Origin of the sequence: Methylomonas sp. LW13, from assembly GCF_016865255.1 — a bacterium.
Taxonomy (GTDB): Bacteria; Pseudomonadota; Gammaproteobacteria; order Methylococcales; family Methylomonadaceae; genus Methylomonas.
On the sequence record NZ_CP033381.1, the window covers coordinates 2,426,341 to 2,448,197 of the forward strand.

Here is a 21,857-nt window from a genome sequence, read left to right on the forward strand (position 1 = left end):
TGCGCAAGGTTTCGAATAAGCGGTCGCGGGCATGTAAATATCCCAAGGTCCGAAAAGGATCAATTCGGCCAATTTCCAACCTTCGAGGTGTGGGCCGGTTTATGTCATAAATTGCTCGTCTACCGTGAAGGTAACCGGCCTTGCGCGGCTTTTCGCGCAAGGTCCGTGTTGACCGCAGGGTTAGGTTTCTTGGGCTGAGAAGAACGTGTCAATGTAGGCACCATATCGGTTCTCGATTTCCTCCAGATACGCTTGAAGGTCGGGGGTAGTGGGCGCATCGATGTTGGCTTGGACTTGCCATTTAGTTACGAGAGTAGCAAATATCTCATTCACCATGTGGGCTTGACGAAGAAGCAACACGACGAACTTGCGAGCAACCAAGGCGCCATCTTCGGTGCTGAGATTCCAGCCCGGAATCTTGTTTTGGTTGTGAACGAAATCATTCCGCTTCTGCAAGAACTCGCTAAGCAGTTCTTCAAAAGCAGGAAATAGCTGTGCTCGCTCTTTGACCTTCCCCAAGAAATAGCCGAGCGCCTTCTTCCTCTCTTGCCCCTCAATATGCTGAAGCCTTTCCCACGTTAGCTCGGTATCGCCTTGCAGCACGAACGTTGTGCAGAACTTGATGTTGCGTTCAACCGACTGGATATACGTCAGCGTGAACCCGATGAGCGAATAGATGTCGTGCTCGTTCGGTTGGTGCATGGCGTGAGAAACCTAACAAGATATTAAGCTGTTAACCGTATATCTACCCGATAATGCGCTTCGATAAGGTAATTTATTGATCTGCATATGATCTTCCTTTCTATATATCATTCGACGATGAAATAATGACCGGTAACAGCCTGACTGTTGCCATTGAATCATCTCAAGCGATAGTCCGCAACGGGTCGATTGTCACAGTTCGCCACTCTCTAAAGCCGACATTTTTTACCGGTTGAATCGTATCAGAACCAGCTAGTCGATGTCGCCAGCTCAGTTGCGGATATGCCGCTCATTCAGATCCTAAGAACCCAGCGCGCCAACTCGGAAATATCCTTGCCAGCCAAACCATCCGGATCGCCGCGATAATCCATTCGCGCGCCAATCCGGTAAATTCATTCGGGCCGGCGTTGGCGGCACCGTCCCGCCAAACAGGCGGGTGCTTAAACCTGGGGCGGACCAGTGGCCGAGTATCCGGGCGACACGCAAAACCCTCTCGTGGTTACCGCCGAGTGGTGCGTCGGCACATCCCAATCCCGTGTAGGTGTCGACGAAGCGTGCAGCGGTGCGCACCAGCGATTTGGGTGTACCACCGAGCACTTTGTGGATGCCCCTGTAGCCCGGCGGGATGCAGCCAAAGCTTTCGGCGGTGCCGCTGGGTATATTTTCGGTGCGCATGCGCGGCTTGGGCATATCGCCGGACAATTGCTCGAAGGATGTTGTTCCGCTGCTGCGTTAACAGCACGGCAGTTGTCCTCACCGATAAATCGTCCTCCTGTTTTTGATCGTCACTTGGTCGTTGTTCGCAAAGTAATTAACGCTAAAACAGTGGCTTAGCTAAATAAATACTCCTGATTATCGCGTTGTTATGGATTATGGGCCTGGTTTTTGCTGAATGCGGGCAACGACGTGGAAAGTTAAGCAAACCATTTTCCGCGATTGATTTTTTAGCGAATTAGCGCAGGACATATCGAATGAACACGAAAGGCAAACTGGTAAGCGGGATAGTTGTTGGCGGCTTACTTTCCCTGACCGCGCCGCCAGCCCATGCCCACCACGCCTTTTCCGCCGAGTTCGACGCCGAACAACCCATCGAGTTAAAAGGCGTGGTCACCAAACTGGAATTGGTCAACCCGCATAGCTGGCTGTATCTGGACGTGAAGCAAACCGACGGCAGCGCCAAGAATTGGGGATTCGAATTCGGCGCGCCGTTCAGCCTTAAACAAAAGGGCATAACCAAAGCCAGCCTGCCGGTCGGCAGCGAAGTCACCATCCAGGGTTATCGCGCGAAGAATGGCAAGGATTTTGGCTACGCGGTGACCACCGTGTTGTCTGATGGCCGTAGCGTTAAAACTGGCGGCGCTCAGGATGCTCCGGGGGCGCAAGCCAACGGCCAGGCGCAATAAACCGAATCGGATTTGTTTGAATATAAATATTACGGAATATACCCTCAATGCGTTCACCCAATAACGGTCCGTCATCGCTACAGATTGCGCTGATGCTGGCCAGCGGCTTGATTTTGCTGTTCCTGGCTACCGGCGACGCCGGTGCGGCCGGCCCTAAAATCCCCCGGCTTGCCAACGGCAAACCCGATTTTTCCGGCATCTGGCAAACTACCAGCGCCGCCGATTACGACCTGGAACCGCACAGCAACCGCAAGGACGCCCCGCCCGGCGCCGGCATCGTCGAAGGCCATTACCTGCCTTATTTACCCGCCGCACTGGAGCAAAAGAAGAAAAACTTCGCCGCTCGCGACACCCTGGACCCGGCGCTTAAAGGCTACACCTTGGGTGTACCGCGCGGCATTTATTACCCGGAGCCGTTTCAAATCTTCCAACGCAAACAAGACCTGACCTTGGTACACCAGTTCGGTCATTCGGTACGGACCATACATACCGACGAAACCGATCATCCGAAAGACCCTTACGATTGGTGGCTGGGCGACTCCCGCGCGCATTGGGAGGGCGATACGCTGGTGGTCGACGTCAAGCATTTCAACGACAAAACCTGGTTCGACCGGGCCGGCAATTATCACAGCGACGCGCTACATGTCGTCGAAAAATGGGCGTTTATCGACCCCAACACCGTCGAATATAAAGCCACCGTGGAAGACCCCAAGGTATTTAGCAAGCCCTGGAATCTATCGGTGATTTTGCACCGGCACCGGGAGAAGGATTTTCAGTTGATCGAGGACTACCGCTTTACGCTGGACTACGACGACGCTTATCCGCCCAAGCCGAATAAACCTTAAAGCCGGATACCAGACGAGGACGTTATGACACAAATTAACCCAGGTCGCTCGGCGCTATTTTCCGGGCTGGCCATCAGTATGATGCTTACCGCCGCGCCCAGCCTATACGCTGCGGACGACACAAAGAAACCGGACGCACCGGCTGCGAAATCGGCTCAGCCGGCCACCAAACCGCTGAAACTGGGCGGCCCCGGCATAGAACAGGAAAGAAGCTTTCCCAAGATCGTTTCCGGAAAATGGACCGGTCCGAAAACCGCCGACGGCCAACCGGACGTGCAAGGCCACTGGTCCAATACCATCGCCAACCATAACAACTTTACCGATCCGCAAGGCGGCATCCTAAACGACCCCAATCCCAACCGAGTAGCCAAAGGTCCACGCGAGGAACGCGCACCCAGCCGGGTCAGCGACCCCGCCGACGGCCAGGTGCCGTTTCAGCCTTGGGCGCTGGAGAAGGTCAAGGATTTTCAGGCGCATTTCCACGACCCGGTCAAACCGGAATACATCGAACCCTTGGCGCGTTGCGCACCAGGCGGCATTCCCAAATCCTTGTTTTGGCACGGTTACGAAATCAGCCAGTATCCGGGTTATGTGTTGTTTCAATTCAACTCGGGCACCCGCATCATTCACCTGGACGGCAAACCGCATTTGCCGGACAACATTAAACTGTGGAACGGCGACTCGCGCGGCCATTGGGAAGGCAACACGCTGGTGGTGGACGTCACCAATCAAAACGGCAAAGCCTTATTCGGCCGCTCCGGCGAGTTTATTAGCGAAAACGGCCATATCCAGGAGCGCTACATCTTTAGCAACGACGGCGACCGTTACACCTACGAAGCTGTGCTAACAGACCCGACCGTCTATACCCGGCCGTTTACCGTGACGGTGCCAGCCCGGAAATGGACCGCCAAAGATCAGCCTAACGGCTGGCACTTCGAGGTTGAGCCAGCCAATTACACCGGCAAGGTGGCCCTAAAAGAGCCTATCCTGGATCAATACGAACGTGTCTGCGCCGAGAACAATGGCGGCTTCGGACTGGTCGCCGCTGAAGAACCGAAAAAATAGGCTCATCATGTCATTAGTCGAATTTGCCCAACTGCTTAACGACTCCGAGTTCAGTACCGCGCTGCGCGAGTCGGTGTATATGTTTCCCTTGATCGAAGGCTTGCATTTGATCGGCCTGGCTTTGGCATTGGGATTACTGTTTTTTGTCGACCTGCGCCTGCTCGGCCTGTTTCTACCGCAGTTGCCGGTTGGGCAAGTTTTGCATCCGCTTCGGCCCTGGTTGTTGGGCGGATTTTTAATTATCTTCGCGACCGGGATTTTGCTGTTCGTGGCGACGGCGGCAAAAATCATCACGCTGCCGGTATTTTTTTACAAACTGGGTTTCATCGCCTTGGCCGGCATCAATGCCTTGTGGTTTGAGTTGAAATGGGGCCGCGAGGTCGGGCACTGGGGCAACGAGTCTACCTTACCAGCAGCGGTGCGTTTTGCCGGCTTCACGTCGCTGACTTTGTGGAGCCTGGTGGTCATCGCCGGGCGTTTGATCCCTTACTTGAGTTACCAATAACCTTATGTCTGTCCTCGAACTCTTCAAAGCTTTGCAATCCAGCGGGTTTGGCCGCTTCGTCGGCAGCCTGGATCATCTGTTCTGCGCCTTGTTGGAACTGGGCCATATCGCCGGCATGATTTTGTTGCTGGCGTCGGTGATATTAACCAGCCTGAATTTGCTGGGTTTGGGCCTAAGCAGCGTACCGTTGGCGCAAATCCAGCGCAGCACCGGCAAGTTGTTCTGGACCGGTTTGACGCTATTGGTGGTATCCGGCTTGCTGATCTTCATTCCGGCCGCCACCAGCTACTATCCCAACGATTTCTTTTGGGCCAAATTCATTCTGCTGGGCCTTGCCTTGCTGGTGTATTTCACGCTCTACCGGTGGGTTGCTAGGTCAGACTCACACCATACTTGGCTGGCAAAAGCCACCAGCGGCCTGGCATTGAGCCTGTGGCTGGGCGTGGCGTTCGCCGGGCGTTTTATCGGCTTTTTTGCTTAACGCCGACTCATCCATTTTCAGTTTAAGGACGCCCCGGCATAGAGCCGACGTCTTCTTTATTCGCAACGGGATTGCCCATGTTCAAACGATTTAATTCACGTTTAAAAATACTTGCCGGCAGCGTGGCATCTGCCAGTCTATTGATGGCCTGCAACCCTGCTACTACCGAACCTGCTGCGCCGCCCATTCCCTTCAAACCGGTCGCGACGTTGCAAGAGATCATGACCTCGATTATCGATCCGAATATCGATTTTATCTGGAACTCGGTATCCTCGGTCAGCACGGCCACCGGTACCGAAGAACGCCAGCCGCAAACCGACGAAGATTGGCGACTGCTAAGGCAACACGCCCTGGCCGTGACTGAAGCGGCGAATCTGTTGTTCATTGAAGACCGGCCCATCGCGGCTGCTAATGCCGTCACTTCTAGCGGCGGTGCGGAACTGACGCCGGCTGCGATCAAAACCTTGATCACCGAGCATCGTCTGGAATTTGTAAAACGCGCGCAAAACCTGCAAAACGCCGCACAAGGTTTACTGGTGGCGATAGACGCCAAAAACGTCGAGGAACTGGAAAAAGCCGGCGGCGAAGTCGAACAAGCCTGCGAGCAGTGTCATAGCCAATTTTGGTATCCGGGCGATGCCAGACCAAAATAGTAGGGGCGTTGGCACGTAGCCGGCCTAAGCTGCATACTGTAGGCCTTTTGACCTGGGCTATTGCCGCGCATGACCCACAATTTACCCGATCTCGATACCTACCAAACTCAAGGCTATCTAATCGCCAGGCAGTTATTTTGCCTGGAAGCCATGGCGGAATTACAGTCCATGGTCGAACGGATACACTGGCAATGGGCGGCGGAAATTGGCGATTTAATCCGCGCCAATCGCCTGTTGAACATGCACAGCCTGACCGATAGCCGGTATTTCAAGGAACAGGCCGCGGAACGTCTGGCTTTATTTGCTTGGATCACCCAGCCAGCGGTTACTGGTTGGCTGACGGATTTATTCGGCGACGAGCTGTATTTTCATAATAGCCAATTGTTTTTCAATCCGTTGGACCGCGAGCAATTGCCTTATTGGCACCGGGACCTGCAATACAGCACTATCACTGACGACGCACAGCAAAGCGCGCAAGGCAAATTGTTGGCACTGCATCTGCGGGTGCCGCTGTTACCCGAGTGCGGCATGGCCTTAATACCCGGCAGCCATCGCCGCTGGGACAACCCTCTGGAACGGGAGGTGCGCTTTGAATTGAATGGTCATCAAAAACACGAAGATTTGCCAGGCAGCGTGCTGATCGATTTGCAGCCGGGCGATGCGTTATTGTTCGATGCGCAAATGCTGCATCGGGGCCATTACCAAAGCAATTCGGCGCGGCTGGCCTTTGATATTTGTGTCGGCATCTACCACCCGTTTACGGCAGCGTTTCTAAACAAAGCCGTATTGCCTGTTCAGGCCGAGATGGCGCAATTGGCTAATAACGACTGGTATCGACGGGCTTGGCAAATCGCGGAAAGGCTTGGTTGAAATAGATTTGGAGATACTTCTACAGGAGTTACGGAGGCGCCGGATTCGACGCCTCCGAGTCTTGGCATATTACAGCGACCGCCACAAACGCTTCTCGACCTGCTTTTTCTCCCACTCCGCACCAAAGAACGGCAGGATGTCGAATACCGACGAGGCATGAATCAACAGCCCCACACCCCAGCCCAACGCCGGCCAGATCACCCAGAGATGGCGCGGGGTTTGCACCAGATTCAAGATCGCCAAAGCGCCGATGACGACCAGATATTGCAGCAAATGCGTATAAAACCGCCGCAGTTTGCGCACGTGTTCCAGCGCGAGGATTTCTTCTTTACTAATGCCCTGACTTAAAGTGCCGTTCATGTCCGACTCCGAATTTAACTGTGAAAAATCGATCTCAAAGACCGCCGCCAGTGACTTCAGGGATTCCACGCTTGCCGTTTGTCCGCGCTCGATGCGTTGAATGGTGCGGACGCTGATGCCGCTCAAATCGGCCAGTTGTTGTTGCGACCAGCCGTGTTGCAATCTCAGTTTTTGTATAAGCATTTGGAACTCCTTTTTAATCACTGGCCTTCAGTCTAGCGCTTGATTGGCTTGCTCCGTGACGACATTCCCCCGTCATCGGCACGACAGTTGCCCGTCACTTTCGTCGAAAGCGCGCCGACAAGAGAAAACATGGGCCTAGAATCGTTTAATCCGGTTCAAAATCAGGGTGTCGGCGAGATTTCTAAATACATGCGCTTCATCCATGACTGGCGGCAAGACTCAAAGCAGCTTCGATAAAACACCAGAACGGCTTTTGTGCCATGAAACCGTGATTCGGCAGCACAAATCTGTCGGTCTGCACCACCCATAATGGGTCGGCCATCCACGCCTCCTTTACCGGACGCAATTGCAAGCCGTCCGCCACTCGCAACACCGCAGCGCTAGCGATATTGCGGTCTGATCCAGTCGGCTTCGATGCTATGGCAGAATCGAGATGACAGGTTTGAGTTTTCAGTGCGGGATCTATCGCTTCCAAACGATGGGTGATAAAACCGCGATAATGCCCAACGGCGGTGGCGGCCAAATCCCATTGCGAAGCGCCCGGTATGTCCACCTGCTCAATCGGGTCCAATACCGACTCGAACCAGGCCGGCACGGCCCGGCTATAGGTAAACATGTTCTTGGTGATGGTATCGGCTTCCGAACTGGCAACCACTACCAGCGGGTTGGCATGCGCAAGGCGATTCGTTGCCGCGACTCGACGAACCGCGGTGCGCAGATCGGCAAAGCGTCTGGCTTCGATAGCCGGATTAACCAACAACACCAGATCGCCGAAGCGGGCTTGGTCGCCGCGTTCCTGTTGCAGGCGTTGCAACCAGACCGGTTGCAAGGCGTTTAACATCACGGACGCGCCCAGACTGTGGCCTATTGTGAGCAAGCGGTTATCCGGATTGGCGTCGTGTTTGACGACAGCTTCGACATTTAACAAGAAATCTAGAAATTGCTTTTGTCCTAGGCGTTCGCTTACCGACCGCCGCTCCCAAAAGGTCAAAGCCCGCAGCCAGGGCGTTTCCACCGTTTCGCCGCGCCACCCCAAGTAGATGCCGACTACCCGGTAATGTGGGTTACGCAGTTTGATGTCGCGCAAACTTTCCTTGAAACGGCGGACGTTGTTATCGCTGTCCTTGGCATTGTGGTGCCAGCCGTGGGTATAAAGCACCACATATTGCGGCTGTTGACTGGCTTGTAAGTTATTCAGCAATGCGTCGGCTTGGCGTTGATCGTAGAAACGGCCGTCGTCGTCGAATTCCACGAAACCCAAGGTGTAACCATCTTGCGGGTTGACGACTAAATTGGCGGCGCTGCAATCCGCACCGGCATTGGCTAGACAAGGTTTTACACTGATATTGGTACGGAAATATTCTTGGGGAGCGCAAGCTGATAACAGCATCAGCATGGCGAACAGCAATCTGCTCATAAGGCGGTGACTAGGACAGCGACACAAGGTTTTGCGTCACTGTCCCACTCATGAAAGCTAATTTCAGCTACTGCAGGCATTAACCGGCATATTTGACGGTACAGCCGTAAGGTTTGGTCACGGCTTTGCTGATGGGTTTACCGGCCGCCAGTTCTTTTAGTGCTGAAGAAATATAATTTTCAGCCGTCGCGATGTCGGCCTGGTCTGCCGAGGCAATGCTGTCTATGCCGCCTTTGTAAAGCAGAACGCCATTGGGATCGATGATGAACAAATGCGGGGTATTGGTGGCACCGTACAATTTACCCACGGCACCGTCCGCATCGAACAGGGTGTTGGCGGGTGTGGCGTTACGCTCTTGATTGAGTTTTTTTGCGGTTGCCGCGTCGACAAAGCCTTGTTTGCCGGGCGCGGAAGAAATGACTTGCAACCAAACAATGTTTTGGTTTTTGGCCTGTTTTTGTAAATTGGGAATATTGCCGGATTGGTAATGTTTTTGCACAAACGGACAGTCGGCATTGGTCCATTCCAGAATCACGGTTTTGCCGCGCAGCGCCGCCAAACTCAAAGCGCCGCCTTCTGCTGCCGCCGCCGAAAACGCCGGTGCCGGCTGGCCTACCACCGGCTCTGCTTTGGCAAGGGCCGGCATTAATAGCATTAAACTAACGGTCATCAATCCGAACAAACGCTGAGAAATCATAAATACTCCATTGCTGATGGTTAAAGACGGGCGCTTTGAATGGCGCCGATAACGAGATCAGGGGTCAGGATTTGCGGTAATACCATCGCCTCCTGCGCTCCCGGTCCGAAATACAAATACAAGGGCACGCCGCTGCGACCAAATTGGCTCAATACCTTGGCGATACCCGCATCACGGTTGGTCCAGTCGCCTTTCAGGTAAGTCACCTCGGCTTTGAGAAACGCGCCGCGAACCGATTCGCTACTCAAGGCAACACGTTCATTAACCAAACAGGTGATACACCAGTCGGCGGTGAAATTAACGAACACCGGTTTGCCTTCGCTGCGCAATTGGGCTAGTTTTTCAGCGCTGTAGGCTTGCCAGTGTTGATTGTTGCTGTCCGTTGCATAGCTTGCTTGCGACGAGGTTTGGATGCCTAGTTCGCCCGCCAGCAAGGCCAGCAGTAAAGTTACGCCGGCGCTGGTGTGGATGACGCGGCGCTTTATTTGGGTGGCGTTTCGGCTAATTTGCAATAACCAGACAGCGAGGGCAACCAACACACAGCCGCCCAAGGTACCGGCAACTGCTTCCGGGCCGGCCTGACGGGCAAGCACCCAAATCAGCCAAGCGGCGGTGGCGTACATTGGAAAAGCTAGCCCTTGTTTCAGGGTTTCCATCCATGCCCCGGGTTTGGGTAGCCAGCGCTGAAGTATCGGCCACTGACAAAGCAGCCAGTAAGGCAGGGCTAATCCGATGCCTAAACTCAGGAATACGGCGATCATTGTTGCCGGTGCTTGGGTGATGGCAAAGCCAATGGCTGCGCCCATGAAGGGGGCGGTGCAGGGGGTGGCCACGACTGCGGCCAACACGCCGGTGAAAAAACTGCCGGCATAACCATCCAGAGTGGCCAGCTTATGGCCCAAGCCGGTGATGCCGGTGCCGATATTGAAGACTCCGGATAAGCTTAAGCCCACCGCAAATATCAAGTAGGCCAGTATCGTGACGAACCACGGCGACTGAAACTGGAAACCCCAGCCAATGCCGGCGCCACCGGCCTTCAGCGCGACCAACACAGCGGCCAATGCGGTGAAACTAATCAATATCCCGGCCAGATAAGCCCAACCGTGTCTGCGAGTTTTACCGGGATCGTGAGCGGCTTGTTCTATTAATGCCAAGGCTTTTAACGACAATACCGGAAATACACAAGGCATTAGATTCAATATCAAACCACCGGCCAAGGCCAGTAACAGGGCGGTTGGCAAGGTTTGCTCGGCCAAGGCGCTGGCCGGCTCAGCCTGGACGGGATTTGCCGTGCCAGGCCACGCCGCGCTGATCTGATAAGCGCGCAAACTGTCGCCGCTAGCGACCGTCAGCACGCCGGTCAGTGTTTGTCCGGGGGATAATAGCTGGTCGCCGGATGGCAAGCGGATGTCCAGGCCATCGTCGGCTAAGCTTGTTATTTGCTCGCCAGCATGGGAAATCGGTCCCCATTGGTCGGGGTAGAAGGCCAGCGCGTGCTGGTCTGGCGCAGGTAGTTGCTCGCCAGTCAGGTGTAACCGGAGCGTGCCGGCCGGACCTTCAAGCAAGCTGGCTTGCCAGGGTAATACCGCAGGCAATGAATTTTGGGCGGCTGTGATCAAAGGATGGGTTGGGCCGACCGCTACTTCCTTGGCGACCACCGGCAACTGGATTGCTAATTCCACCACCTGGGGAATGCAGGCCTCCTCGCAAACTAACCATTTCACCTTCGCTGAGATGGGCCATTCTGTACCAGGTTTCGCGTCTTCGGCTACCCGCAGCGGAGAGAGTAGGGTGACCGCGTCGTGATAGCCGTAATTGACGACCGGCCCCAGTACGATTTTGCTGGGCGTAGGCCATTGGATCTCGCCCACCGACCAGCCGGCTGGTAGTTGGTATTGAATTTTGGTTGGTAGGCCTGAGTCGCCAGGATTTTTCCAGTAAGTGTGCCAATGCGGAATAATCTGCTGGTGCACGCCAATCAAGATCTCATCACCAGGATGCACGGCAGTATGCGAAGCAATCAGGCTGGCGCTTACCTGATCCGTGGCAGCTTCCGGACTGGGGTTGGCTTGGGTGCATGGCATCCCTAAAACCAGAATGATGCCGAGGATGACGCGATAGACAATTAGCACACTTGCACCCTAGCTTGGTTGAATTACAGGCATGTTAACGTTCGCTGGCGACTTGACTATGCATAACCGAAGCCTGGGTATTGCTAACCCCAGAAAGCCGCTGATCGCCGTCATTACCCGCCTTATACCTTATTGGCTGCGAAAGGATGTTTGGCATCCTGCTTCGCGGCAATCACTTCCTGAGCACTTGGAAAACCGGCGACAGCACGGGCAATCGCTTCCTTGGTGGCTTTGTAGTTGTATTCTTCGATTTTGGCGTCGTCTTCAGCCAGCCAGTGAATGAATACGCCCACGGAAATAAACAAATCGTCGGCTTCGTCGGCGGGAATAATGCCTTCTTCCACCGATTCCGCCACCGCAATGGCTACCGCGCGTTGTGCCGGTCCAAAAATTTGCACGGCTTGTTTCGAGCCTTTGATCGTGACTTTGTTGAACAAGATCGTGGCGGGTTTCACCAGCAAGTTGGGCGCTACCACCGCCAATAAAGTGGAAAAGCCGTCTTTGTTATTGGTTAATGCATTCGCGAAAGCGGTTTCCGCCGCTGAGCCGCGTGGGCCGATAATTAGATCGATATGAGCGATTTCATTGCCTTCGCCGACCAAGGATTCTCCAACCCGCAAATTGGTAATTTTTGCCATTTTAAGTAGTCCCTTTTTTGAAAAAAATGTAAGTAATATTTTTGAAATAATGAATATTTATAATCGGCTACTTCGGTATTTATCCGCAATAGCCGATTAGTTGCGTTTTGTCTGTTATATATTGCGTTACGGTAGTTTAAACATTACCTGCCTTGAAGTGGCCTACGGCTTCTTCGGCATGTTTGGTGGCTACTTCGGCATGGTTTTGTTTGCCGTGCGCAATGGTTTCTTCCAGTGATTTTTTACCTGCGCTGATGTGTGCTTTGGCTTCTCCGGTGGCGGCGCTTTCCGCTTTATCGACGTGAGCCAGGGCTTTTTCCGCATGCTCCACCAATTGATCCGCATGGCCGGCTTTGCCGTGGGTTACGGCATGCTCGGCATGTTTTAAGGATTCGGCAGCATGTTCCTCGGCAAATACGCCGCTGCTGGCAATTAATAAGGCGCTGGTAATCAATGCTACGGTCGTTTTCATAATATCCCCCTGGGAAATGGTTAGTTAATTTACTATTTAAAACCGAGTAATACCTCAATGGTTTATTTATGATTTGTAGGTCTGAATAAACTTAAGAATATAGCGGTTTTAACAATACGAGATAATCCAATATCTGCTGTATCGCCAAATTACTTACTCAATTTATATGCCAGTTTTCAACTTGTTGTTTGCAAAGAAAAAATGCTGATTTATAGGTAGTTTAGGTGTTTGCCTGTCAGCAAAAGTTGCTGACTTGGTGTTGATATATCAGCTATTTCCTGGCTCCTGAGAGGGTAAGTCTGATTGTGATAAGTGACTTGTGTTCTTTTAAAGACTCGAATTTGCTAATAAATGGCTTGGGATTCAACTGTTTACATGGTCTTTGTGTGTAAGGTGTATGCCAATCCTATATAGGTGCGAATTTTGCTTATCTGTGGGTTGCTACGAATGCGCGCCAGATAATTACAACCATCCAATCATCAATTTTTATGAGCAAATACACAGTCAACGTCAACGGGACACAACACACCGTGGATGTTAATCCCGACACGCCCTTGTTGTGGGTGCTGCGCGACCATCTCAATCTAGTCGGTACCAAATTTGGTTGCGGGATAGGCCAGTGTGGTGCCTGTACCGTGCATATCGACGGCCAGCCGACTCGGGCTTGTCTGACGCCGATTTCAAAAATCGGCCAAAGCCGGGTCACCACGATAGAAGGCCTACATCCGACTGGTGAACACCCCTTGCAAAAAGTCTGGCAAGAGCTGGATGTGCCGCAATGCGGGTATTGTCAGGCCGGGCAGATCATGACCGCCGCCGCGCTGCTGAAAAAAAATCCCCGTCCGACCGACGCCGAGATCGATGTCGAACTTGCCGGCAATCTCTGTCGTTGCGGGACTTATTTAAGGATACGTGCCGGCATTCACCGTGCCGCTGAACTCGGTGTCAAGGAGTCGATATGAACGAATACGAATTGGAAAATGCCAGCCGCCGCGATTTTTTGCGCAAGTCCACGCTGGCCGGCGGCGGCTTGGTGTTGGGTTTTTATCTGAATGTGGCCGATAGCGCCGCCAAGCGGGTTGCCAAGCCGGCCACCATTGCGGAAAGCAGCGTGTTTAAACCCAATGCCTTTATTCACATTGCCCCGACCGGCAAGGTGACCTTGATCAGCAAGCAGCCGGAAATAGGCCAGGGCATCAAGACCTCCTTGCCGATGATCATTGCCGAAGAACTTGAGGTTAATTGGCTGGATGTGCAAATCGTGCAGGGCGATTTAGATCCAATTTACGGTAGCCAAAGCGCCGGCGGTTCCCGCTCCACGCCGACCAATTATCAGGAGTTTCATAAACTCGGCGCAACGGCGCGGACGATGCTGATCTTGGCGGCTGCCGAAATCCTGCGGGTGCCCGACACAGAATTGTTCGCCAAAGATAGCGCCGTACATCATCCGGCGAGCGGTAGGCAGCTTATTTATGGGCAGTTGGTGGAAAAGGCGGTGTCGATTCCGGTGCCTGCGCCGGAATCGGTGAAGTTGAAAGACCCTAAAGACTATAAATTACTGGGTACCCGAATCGGCGGCGTGGATAATCCGGCCGTTGTCTCCGGTAAGCCTTTATTCGGCATAGATGTGCAATTGCCCGGTATGTTGTATGCGACCTATCAAAAATGTCCGGCTTTTGGCGGCAAGGTGGTCAGCGCCAACCTGGATAAAATCAAAACACTCCCCGGCGTAAAACATGCCTTTGTCGTTGAGGGCGGAAACAGCTTAAAAGGCTTGTTACCGGGTGTGGCGATTGTCGCCGACTCCACCTGGGCGGCGTTCACCGCCCGTAAGCAACTAGAAGTAGTGTGGGACGAAGGCCCGGCGGCCGCGCAAAGTTGGGCCGGCTTTAGCGCCAAGGCCAAGGAATTATCCGAGCAGGCCGGCAGCGAGGTGTTGCGTAACGACGGCAATGCCAAGCAAGCATTGGAAGACGCGGACAAAACCGTGGAAGCGGCCTACAGCTATCCGTTTATCTCCCACGCCAGCATCGAGCCGCAAAATTGTACGGCCTGGTTCAAGGACGGTGGCATCGAGATTTGGGCGCCGACGCAAAACCCGGAAGCCGGGCAGAAGATCGTCACCGAAACCTTGGGGATTCCGAAAGAGAAAATTACGCTACATATCACCCGTAGCGGCGGCGGTTTTGGCCGGCGTTTGATTCCAGATTACATCATCGAATCGGCGGCGATTGCCAAGCAAGTCGGCGTACCGGTCAAACTGACCTGGACTCGCGAAGACGATCTGCAACACGACCAATTCCGCGCCGGTGGCTTTCACTTTTTAAAAGGCGGCCTGGACGATAAAGGCAAGCTGATTGCCTGGCATAACCATTTCGTCACCTTTGCGCATAAAGTGGTGAAGGACGGCAAGGAAACCCTGGAACTGGGCAGCGGCGCCAACCTGTCCGGCGACGAATTTCCGGGACGCTGGGTGGAAAACTGTCTGCTGGAACAAACGCCGTTGGAATGCAATATCCCGATGGGGCCATGGCGGGCGCCCCGCAGTAATGTGTTCGCTTGGGTGTTTCATAGTTTTATCGACGAACTGGCGCATGCCGCCGGCCGCGATCCCTTGCAGTTTCGCTTGGAAATCCTGGGCGATAAGGGCTTTATTCCCGGCACCGGCCAGCAAGGCATCCCGTACGATGTGAATCGGATGAAGCATGTATTGCAGCACGTCGCGGAAAAATCCGAGTGGGGCAAGAAAACTTTCCCGCGCGGCCAAGGGCAGGGCATAGCCTTTCATTTCAGCCATCTGGGTTACATCGCCCAGGTTGCGGAAGTTACGGTCTCCAAAGACGGCAAGCTTAAAGTGGATAGAGTCGTGGTGGCTACCGACATCGGCGCGCAGATCGTCAATCTCAGTGGTGCGGAAAACCAGGTGCAGGGCTCGGTCATTGATGGTCTGGGAGCCTTGATGTTTCAGGAGTTGAATATCGAAAAAGGCCGGATCGTACAAAGCAATTTCGGCGAATATCCGATGATCCGTATTGCCGATACGCCGATGCGGGTGGATGTGCATTTTCTGAAAACCGACTATCCGGTCACCGGTCTGGGTGAACCAGCACTGCCGCCATTGGCGCCGGCAGTGTGCAATGCGATCTTCGCCGCTACCGGTGTGCGGGTCCGGCAATTGCCGTTATTGCGTACCGATTTGAGCTGGAGTTGATATGGCTAGTACAATCGCCGGCACACCCGCAAGCGAGTAAATCATGGCCAATAAAATCAATCATCTGCTCGAAGCCTATCGGCAACTGCAACGCGACCGGCAGGACAGCGTGCTGGCGACCATTATCGAAACCTTTGGATCGACTTACCAAAAGGCGGGGGCGCGGATGCTGATTACCCAGGCCGGCGAGTTGGTCGGTTTGCTGGGCGGCGGTTGTTTCGAACGGGATTTGGTGGAGCAGGCCGCTTCGGTGTTCGCAACCGGCGCAGCCAAAACCGTATTTTACGATATGCGTTCCGGCGAAGACGCGATCTGGGGTTTGGGCCTGGGTTGTAACGGCGCGGTTAGGGGGTTGCTGCAATTATTAAAAGCCGAGCAGGGTTTCAGTCCATTGAGTCAGTTGGTGGAAGCCGCCGAAGCTCAAGCGCATGGAGTATTGGTTACGGTGTTCGAGTCAGCGCATGCGGATTTTCCGGCAGGGCGCAGCCAGTTTTTGCCTGCGGCCTTCGTCGGCGAGCAGCCAATTTTACCTAGCGCGCCGTTTCCCTTTGCCACGGCGGCGCTGCAAACGGCCTTGCAGCAAAAACCGCGTATCGAAACCCATCTACTTGACGGCCAGGACATCAAAGTCTTTTACGACCCGGTGCAACCGCCTTGGCAGTTGCTGATATTCGGTGCCGGTGCCGACGCGATACCGCTGGTGAATTGCGCCAAATCCCTGGGGTGGCGCGTGACCTTAGTCGATCACCGGCCCGCGCATATCAAACCAGAGCGTTTTCCTTTAGCCGATCAATTATTGCATCTGATACCGGATCAGGTCGCGTCCCAACTGGATTTAAATCGCTTCAATGCCATTATGCTGATGACCCATAACGTCGAATACGACCAACGCTACTTGCAAGCCATCGTCCAGTGTCGGGCGGCGTTTATCGGTCTGCTGGGTCCGGCGCATCGCAAACAACGATTACTGCAAAGCCTGGGCGACGATGCCGCGCTGATGGCCGAACGGGTATTCGGTCCGGTCGGTTTGGACATCGGCGCGCAAACGCCGGAAGAAATTGCGTTGTCTATCGTGGCGGGCATCCATGCGCAGCTCAACGGCCGCAGCGGCTTGCAATTAGGCTATGACGTAGTCGCTATCAAGCATGAATGCAGCCATAGCCAAGCCCAGTAAATTCGGTGAGGCCGGAGTATAAGGCTAAATTTGGGTTATGCGAGCGGGGCCTGACGACTAAGACGACTCCAACGCTTGCGCCAGATAATCGGTTATGCCGAGCCAATGTTTGCGCAACGTTGGCTCGTCGTAATTTTCCTCGCGCCCATCCAGATCAAGGACAATAGCATCGCCTCGGGCCATGAACACCGCAGCCAGATCTTCCACCGGCCCCGCCGCCAAGGTATGAGTGAGGGCTCGGCAGGGTCCGAAACGCGACGGTGGCTCGAACGGCATGACATTGATTTCGGTGCCCAGTAGGCCGCGCGGATAACCGGCATCTTCCAGATCGAATTCCAAATGCTCGAAACGGTAACGTTGATGTGGTCTATGTCGGGCTAAATCCCGGCGCAGGCGGCGAGCCGCATTGGCTAGATCCAGTTCTTCGACCTGCCGGAGCGGCAAGGGCATGACGTTCATGGCGCTGCACGGAGTGCGGGCAACCGCCCCCGACGCGCGAAGCATCGTAGTCAGGCCGAGTACCGTGTCGCGACCGTAACCGTATCGGGCCAAATAGCCGGCAAAACCGGCAATCAATAACTCCGGCCAACTCAAATCCAGCTCCAGCGCACGGCGCTTAAGGCTTAGACACACTGCGTCCGGCAAGGCCCCTCCGATTCGGCGGCCGCGGCCGATTCCGGGCGTGGGATGGGGTGACAGGGACTTGGGTTGCAACCCGGCTAGTTCGGCGAGCCAATATCGGCGGTCGTCCTCACGATCAAACGAATTCTGATAGGCCTGATCGGCTTCCAAAATGGCGTCCAGGGTGCCAAAAGCAGCCGCTGCCAAAGGCTTGCCGGATAGCAGCGCCTCGTAGTAAACGGCAACTCGCCGTGCAATGAGCTGGAAGCCGTAGCCGTCCAGCAGTAGGTGGTGCGCGCGATGTAGCCAGACGTGGCGCTCAGCCCCCCGGCGATAGAGCTTATGCTCATAAAGATAGCCGGCGGCGGGATTGAAGGCTTGTTGTAGTTGCACGAACAGTTCGGCCATGAATGCCGTCTGGCTAAGCTGTTCGGCGGGCGCTACCGCCAAAGTCGGCGGGCTATGCTCGACGCGCTGCTGCCGATAAGTCCCGTCCATCTCGACGATGCGGACCTGCAGCGCGTCAGCTTCGCGCAACGTGGCCTGCAGGGCTTGTGTAAACAATTCGTAATCGAGTGGGCCGTCTAGTTCGGTGTATTCGGCGGCATAAAAGACGCTGGCTTCGCCGGCGAGTTGTTGGCCAAGCAGGACACCTGTCTGTGCTTGGGTTAAGGGCAGACCGGGTTGATCGCGTATCATCGTCTGTCTGCCTTCGCGGCGGCAGAGTCTTGCCACAAAGCGTGCCAGGCTCTCAGTGTCGGCAACGGCGCCAACTCTGCGAACTCGGCAGCGAATCCGCGTTGGCGCCAACGCTGCATCAATGTCATCAGCGCCAGCGAATCCAAGCCCATCAGCAATAGATCGTCGTCATCGCCCAATAGAGCCGGGTTGATTGCCATCGCTTCCGCAATTTCGCGACGTAATGCGTCCAGGCTGGGACTAAGCGATTCCAAAGCGACCATTGCATCGCGGCTGCTGAGAACGCATGCGCAACGCCCGGCGGCATAGCGCAAGGCTTGTTCGTGCTCTTCGCGTGAAAAATCGGCCAGCGCATCGCCAACCAAAAAGGCTTGGATATCCAGCATGAAGGCTTCCGCAGCCGTCATCAGACAGCCAATATGGGCATAGACGCCGCAAATCACCAGCTGATCGCGCCCCAGCGCGCGCAGGTGCGTCTCCAGGTCGCTGCGCTTGAAAGCGCTGTAGCGCGCTTTCGGGAACACCGTGTCTTCCGGGTTGGGTGCAACAGCATCGACAATACGTTCCAGCGCCGGATCGTTCGCTAAGCCGGGCCCCCAAAAATCGTTGAGCAGCCCGCGCTCGGTCGGCGCCTGTCCGCCGCGTTGCGCCGTGTACATAACCGGCATGCCGGCAGAGCGGCAGGCGGCGATCAGGTCGGTGCAATTGCGCAGCAGCGCCGGGATCGGCGGCTGGGATGGTTCGAAAAAATTCAGAAAATACTGTTGCATGTCGTGCACGAGTAATACGGCACGGCTTGGGTCCAAGCGCCAGTTCGCTTTTCCGGTGGGTAGTTGTTCTGGAAGGTCGTATGGCGGGATGCGGGGTATGCTCATGTCGGTGTTCGTGTCAGGTTAAGCGCCAGCGCCCGCAGCTGCGGTTTCGCAATTTTGCCTGGCGCGGTAAGCGGTAAGCGGTCAATGAATTCGATTCGGTCGGGAATTTTATGTGCGGCCAGTCCGCAGTGATCGCGTAAGTGCAATTTCAGCCCTAGAGCGATTCGCGCCGGCGCTTCCTCCGAGTCCGGCTCGGCCAATTCGACGAAGGCGTAACTGCGTTCGCCCAGGCGTGCGTCCGGTATAGCCACCAGCGCCGCGTTGCGTACGCGCGGATGGCTGAGCAAATGCTGCTCCACTTCTGCGGCGGCAATCTTTTCGCCCGCACGGTTGATTTGATCTTTGCTCCGGCCCATCACCTGTAAACTGCCATCGGCGCGGCGCCTGACCAAATCGCCGGTACGATAAAAACCGTCCACGGTAAATGCCTTGCGGTTATGCTCGTCGGCGCGCCAATAGCCTCGAATGGTATAGGGACCGCGGGTCAGCAGATGGCCGGTCTCGCCGTCGGCCAGCACTCGGTCCTGGTCGTCGACTATGCGGATCTCGTCGCCGGGCGACATAGGCCGGCCCTGGGTTTCCAGAATGACATCGGGATCGTCGTCCAGCCGAGTGTAAGTGACCAAACCCTCGGCCATGCCAAATACCTGCTGCAGTGCGCAACCGAACACCGGTTTAATGCGGGCGGCGACTTCCGCTGCCAGACTGGCGCCGCCCACCTGGACCAGGCGCAGACTGCCAAGCGGCGGACGCAGACTTGTAGCGCGCTCCAGCCACGCCAAAAGCAGCGACGGCACCAATGCTAAATGGCTGACCGCTTCGGCGGCGATCAGCATAAAAGCTGCGTCCGGCTCTGGTCGAGTCAACAACACGATGCGGCCACCGGAATATAAGGTGCCCAGCGTGCCGGGCGAACTTAACGGAAAGTTGTGTGCGACTGGCAAGGCCGCCAGATACACGGTAGCGGCGTCGAAACCGCAAATATCCACACTGGTCCTGACACTGTAAAGATAATCGTCGTGCGTGCGCGGAATCAGCTTGGGCGTTCCGGTACTGCCGCCGGAAAGTTGTAACAGCGCTACCGCTGCTGGGTCCTGGTCCGGCAGCGCCAACGGCTTCACATAAAGGCTTTGCAAAGGTACGAATTCCTCCGCCGCGCCGGCCACGATCACGTGGCGCAAACACGGTGCCAATGCCAGTGTTTCCCGCGCTAGCAAGCGGTAATCGTATCCGTCGTGGCGATCCGGTATCACGTAGGCGGCGGCTTCGGCCAGCTGGCAGAACGCGGCGATTTCGGCGCGACGATGCCCAGGCAGCGCCAGCACCGGGATCAGACCGAGGCGAAAACAGCCAAAACACACCGCAAAAAACTCGGCGATGTTGGGTAATTGCACCACTACACGTTCGCCGGTGCGCAAACCCAATTGCGCAAACCCGGTCGCCAACTGATCGGCCCGTTCGTCGAGCTCGCGGTACGACCAGCGCCGCGCGCCGCAGACCAATGCGATACGTTCACCGTAGCGCTGCGCCGATTCGCGTAACAAAGCGCCCAAGGTTTGGTTTTGCCACCAACCCTGTTCGCGATAGGACCTGACCAACTCGTCCGGCCACGGCGTGAAATCGGATGCCGTCATACGCCATCCCCCTGCAGTGCGTCCAGCAAGGTGCGAAATTTGGCCGAGGTTTCGGCCACTTCCCGCCAAGGTTCGGAATCCGCGACGATGCCGGCGCCGGCGAATAGCTTGGCGCGATTGGCTTCGATTTCCGCGCAACGTATCGTCACTGCCCATTCACCGTCGCCGTTGGCGTCGCACCAGCCCACCAGGCCGGTGAACAGGCCGCGATCAAAGTCTTCCAATTGCTCAATGGCTTGGCGAGCCAGATCGCGTGGTTCGCCGCATACGGCCGGTGTCGGGTGCAAGGCTAGGGCCAAGTCAAAGGAGCTGGGGGCATAGTGGCTTAATTCTCCGCAGATCCGAGTGGAAAGATGCCAGACGCGGGGCGTCGCAATCAACTCCGGAACCGGCGGCACCTCTAGGGTGCGGCAATAGGGCCGCAAGGTGTCCGCTACGGCAGCCACCACTAGCGCGTGTTCGTGGCGGTCCTTGGCAGAGTGCAACAAGCGGCGGGATCGCGCCAGATCCTCGCCAGGGTCGATGCTGCGCGGTTCGGTACCGGCAATTGGATTGGCCAATACCTGTGTGCCTTTGCGCCGCAACAATAGTTCAGGACTGGCACCTATCAAGCGGCGGACACCTCCCGATACAGTGGGCAAATCGACGGCAAAGGTGTAACCGGCTGCATTGCGCGCCGCCAGATTGCGTAACACGCCGGCCTGATCGACATCGCTCTCGCCCACCACTTCCAGCATTCGGGACAGCACGACTTTTTTTAAGGCCGATTGCCGTATCAAGTCCAACGCTTGTTGCACCTGTTGGGCATAGACCGCCGGTGTTGGCCGCTCTTGAGTTACAGAATTGCGTATGGTCGGTTTCGTCCTGGCTATTGCGTGGCGCGTGAGGCGGTCCGCCGTTGCCATTTGCTGGGGAATAAACAATATCGGATCGGCTTCGGGAGCAAACGGCAGTGCGCCCACCGCAATAGCCGGCGTATCGTCTTTTTGCCTGACATCGGCGAACAAACGTTGCAGAGCGGCGGCTGTCGGCTCTCCGGGATGGCGGGTTAACCTAGCCCGGATGCCGCTACCAAGCAGGGTACGCTCGGGAGAGCCCAAGAAAAAACTGGAGCCGGCGCCATAGCGATGCAGCAGCTCAATTGCCGTGGGCTGTTGGTCGCCCATCCGCTCGGTGGTGGCGGTGTTTACGGAAAATAACTGACTCGTGTCGGTATACAT

At 55.5% G+C, this 21,857-nt stretch carries 22 protein-coding genes; 10 read left to right on the plus strand and 12 right to left on the minus strand.

The features are described 5' to 3' along the window. Positions 1–180 precede the first annotated feature (180 nt). Positions 181–702 carry a hypothetical protein gene (locus tag JL719_RS10870; protein ID WP_033156365.1) on the minus strand — a complete coding sequence of 174 codons (522 nt, stop codon included), beginning with the start codon at positions 700–702 and terminating at the stop codon, positions 181–183. Positions 703–1,002: 300 nt separating this feature from the next. Further along, positions 1,003–1,392 carry a hypothetical protein gene (locus JL719_RS10875; protein ID WP_033156364.1) on the minus strand — a complete coding sequence of 130 codons (390 nt, stop codon included), beginning with the start codon at positions 1,390–1,392 and terminating at the stop codon, positions 1,003–1,005. Positions 1,393–1,673: 281 nt separating this feature from the next. On the opposite strand from JL719_RS10875, the gene JL719_RS10880 reads away from it, so the two are divergent. The 7 genes from JL719_RS10880 to JL719_RS10910 all read left to right on the plus strand — a co-directional run bounded on the left by JL719_RS10880 (position 1,674) and on the right by JL719_RS10910 (position 6,524). Next, positions 1,674–2,105: a DUF6152 family protein gene (locus tag JL719_RS10880; RefSeq protein WP_051669903.1), complete on the plus strand. Its 432-nt coding sequence runs from the start codon at positions 1,674–1,676 to the stop codon at positions 2,103–2,105. Positions 2,106–2,152: 47 nt separating this feature from the next. Further along, entirely contained in the window at positions 2,153–2,950 is a 798-nt protein-coding gene (locus JL719_RS10885; RefSeq protein ID WP_033156363.1) for a hypothetical protein, read from the plus strand. A gap of 24 nt (positions 2,951–2,974) precedes the next feature. Beyond that, positions 2,975–4,015 carry a hypothetical protein gene (locus JL719_RS10890; RefSeq protein ID WP_051669902.1) on the plus strand — a complete coding sequence of 347 codons (1,041 nt, stop codon included), beginning with the start codon at positions 2,975–2,977 and terminating at the stop codon, positions 4,013–4,015. A 7-nt stretch (positions 4,016–4,022) separates the two neighbouring features. Next, the gene (locus JL719_RS10895) at positions 4,023–4,520 is read left to right on the plus strand and encodes a DUF6644 family protein (RefSeq protein ID WP_033156362.1); all 498 of its coding nucleotides are present in this window, start codon (positions 4,023–4,025) and stop codon (positions 4,518–4,520) included. A 4-nt stretch (positions 4,521–4,524) separates the two neighbouring features. Then, complete coding sequence (locus JL719_RS10900; RefSeq protein ID WP_033156361.1) at positions 4,525–5,001, plus strand: DUF6644 family protein; 477 nt, start codon at positions 4,525–4,527, stop codon at positions 4,999–5,001. Between the two features lie 77 nt (positions 5,002–5,078). Beyond that, positions 5,079–5,654 carry a cytochrome c gene (locus JL719_RS10905; protein ID WP_051669900.1) on the plus strand — a complete coding sequence of 192 codons (576 nt, stop codon included), beginning with the start codon at positions 5,079–5,081 and terminating at the stop codon, positions 5,652–5,654. Between the two features lie 69 nt (positions 5,655–5,723). After that, positions 5,724–6,524: a phytanoyl-CoA dioxygenase family protein gene (locus JL719_RS10910; RefSeq protein ID WP_033156360.1), complete on the plus strand. Its 801-nt coding sequence runs from the start codon at positions 5,724–5,726 to the stop codon at positions 6,522–6,524. A 69-nt stretch (positions 6,525–6,593) separates the two neighbouring features. Here JL719_RS10910 and JL719_RS10915 read toward each other — a convergent pair whose 3' ends face one another. From JL719_RS10915 to smbP, 6 genes are all read right to left on the minus strand, one after another. Beyond that, complete coding sequence (locus JL719_RS10915) at positions 6,594–7,067, minus strand: 2TM domain-containing protein (protein WP_033156359.1); 474 nt, start codon at positions 7,065–7,067, stop codon at positions 6,594–6,596. Positions 7,068–7,263: 196 nt separating this feature from the next. After that, positions 7,264–8,484, minus strand: a complete 1,221-nt coding sequence (locus tag JL719_RS10920) for an alpha/beta hydrolase family protein (RefSeq protein ID WP_033156358.1) — start codon at positions 8,482–8,484, stop codon at positions 7,264–7,266. A gap of 79 nt (positions 8,485–8,563) precedes the next feature. Next, positions 8,564–9,181, minus strand: coding sequence for a redoxin domain-containing protein (locus tag JL719_RS10925; protein WP_033156357.1), 618 nt, complete (start codon positions 9,179–9,181; stop codon positions 8,564–8,566). Between the two features lie 20 nt (positions 9,182–9,201). Next, positions 9,202–11,313, minus strand: a complete 2,112-nt coding sequence (locus tag JL719_RS10930) for a protein-disulfide reductase DsbD family protein (protein ID WP_033156356.1) — start codon at positions 11,311–11,313, stop codon at positions 9,202–9,204. Between the two features lie 122 nt (positions 11,314–11,435). Then, complete coding sequence (fae, locus tag JL719_RS10935; RefSeq protein ID WP_033156355.1) at positions 11,436–11,951, minus strand: formaldehyde-activating enzyme; 516 nt, start codon at positions 11,949–11,951, stop codon at positions 11,436–11,438. A gap of 136 nt (positions 11,952–12,087) precedes the next feature. Further along, positions 12,088–12,423 (minus strand): small metal-binding protein SmbP, encoded by a 336-nt coding sequence (gene smbP / locus JL719_RS10940; RefSeq protein WP_033156354.1) that lies wholly within the window; start codon positions 12,421–12,423, stop codon positions 12,088–12,090. Between the two features lie 488 nt (positions 12,424–12,911). Here smbP and JL719_RS10945 point away from each other — a divergent pair, with 488 nt between their 5' ends. The 3 genes from JL719_RS10945 to JL719_RS10955 are packed head-to-tail and all read left to right on the plus strand — an operon-like array spanning position 12,912 to position 16,808. Further along, positions 12,912–13,385 (plus strand): (2Fe-2S)-binding protein, encoded by a 474-nt coding sequence (locus JL719_RS10945; protein ID WP_033156353.1) that lies wholly within the window; start codon positions 12,912–12,914, stop codon positions 13,383–13,385. Continuing rightward, complete coding sequence (locus JL719_RS10950) at positions 13,382–15,634, plus strand: xanthine dehydrogenase family protein molybdopterin-binding subunit (RefSeq protein ID WP_033156352.1); 2,253 nt, start codon at positions 13,382–13,384, stop codon at positions 15,632–15,634. Before JL719_RS10945 ends, JL719_RS10950 begins: the two co-directional genes overlap by 4 nt. Before the next feature lie 43 nt (positions 15,635–15,677). After that, complete coding sequence (locus tag JL719_RS10955; protein WP_033156351.1) at positions 15,678–16,808, plus strand: XdhC family protein; 1,131 nt, start codon at positions 15,678–15,680, stop codon at positions 16,806–16,808. A gap of 57 nt (positions 16,809–16,865) precedes the next feature. Here the strand turns inward: JL719_RS10955 and JL719_RS10960 are convergent, their stop codons facing one another. Genes JL719_RS10960 through JL719_RS10975 form a run of 4 tightly spaced genes read right to left on the minus strand, consistent with a single transcriptional unit; the run spans position 16,866 to position 21,857 of the window. After that, the gene (locus JL719_RS10960; RefSeq protein ID WP_033156350.1) at positions 16,866–18,128 is read right to left on the minus strand and encodes a condensation domain-containing protein; all 1,263 of its coding nucleotides are present in this window, start codon (positions 18,126–18,128) and stop codon (positions 16,866–16,868) included. Next, positions 18,125–19,003 (minus strand): isochorismatase family protein, encoded by an 879-nt coding sequence (locus JL719_RS10965; protein WP_033156349.1) that lies wholly within the window; start codon positions 19,001–19,003, stop codon positions 18,125–18,127. Before JL719_RS10965 ends, JL719_RS10960 begins: the two co-directional genes overlap by 4 nt. Further along, positions 19,000–20,637, minus strand: coding sequence for a (2,3-dihydroxybenzoyl)adenylate synthase (locus tag JL719_RS10970; RefSeq protein ID WP_033156348.1), 1,638 nt, complete (start codon positions 20,635–20,637; stop codon positions 19,000–19,002). The genes JL719_RS10965 and JL719_RS10970 overlap by 4 nt, the downstream gene beginning before the upstream one ends. Next, positions 20,634–21,857 (minus strand): isochorismate synthase, encoded by a 1,224-nt coding sequence (locus JL719_RS10975; RefSeq protein ID WP_201799031.1) that lies wholly within the window; start codon positions 21,855–21,857, stop codon positions 20,634–20,636. The genes JL719_RS10970 and JL719_RS10975 overlap by 4 nt, the downstream gene beginning before the upstream one ends.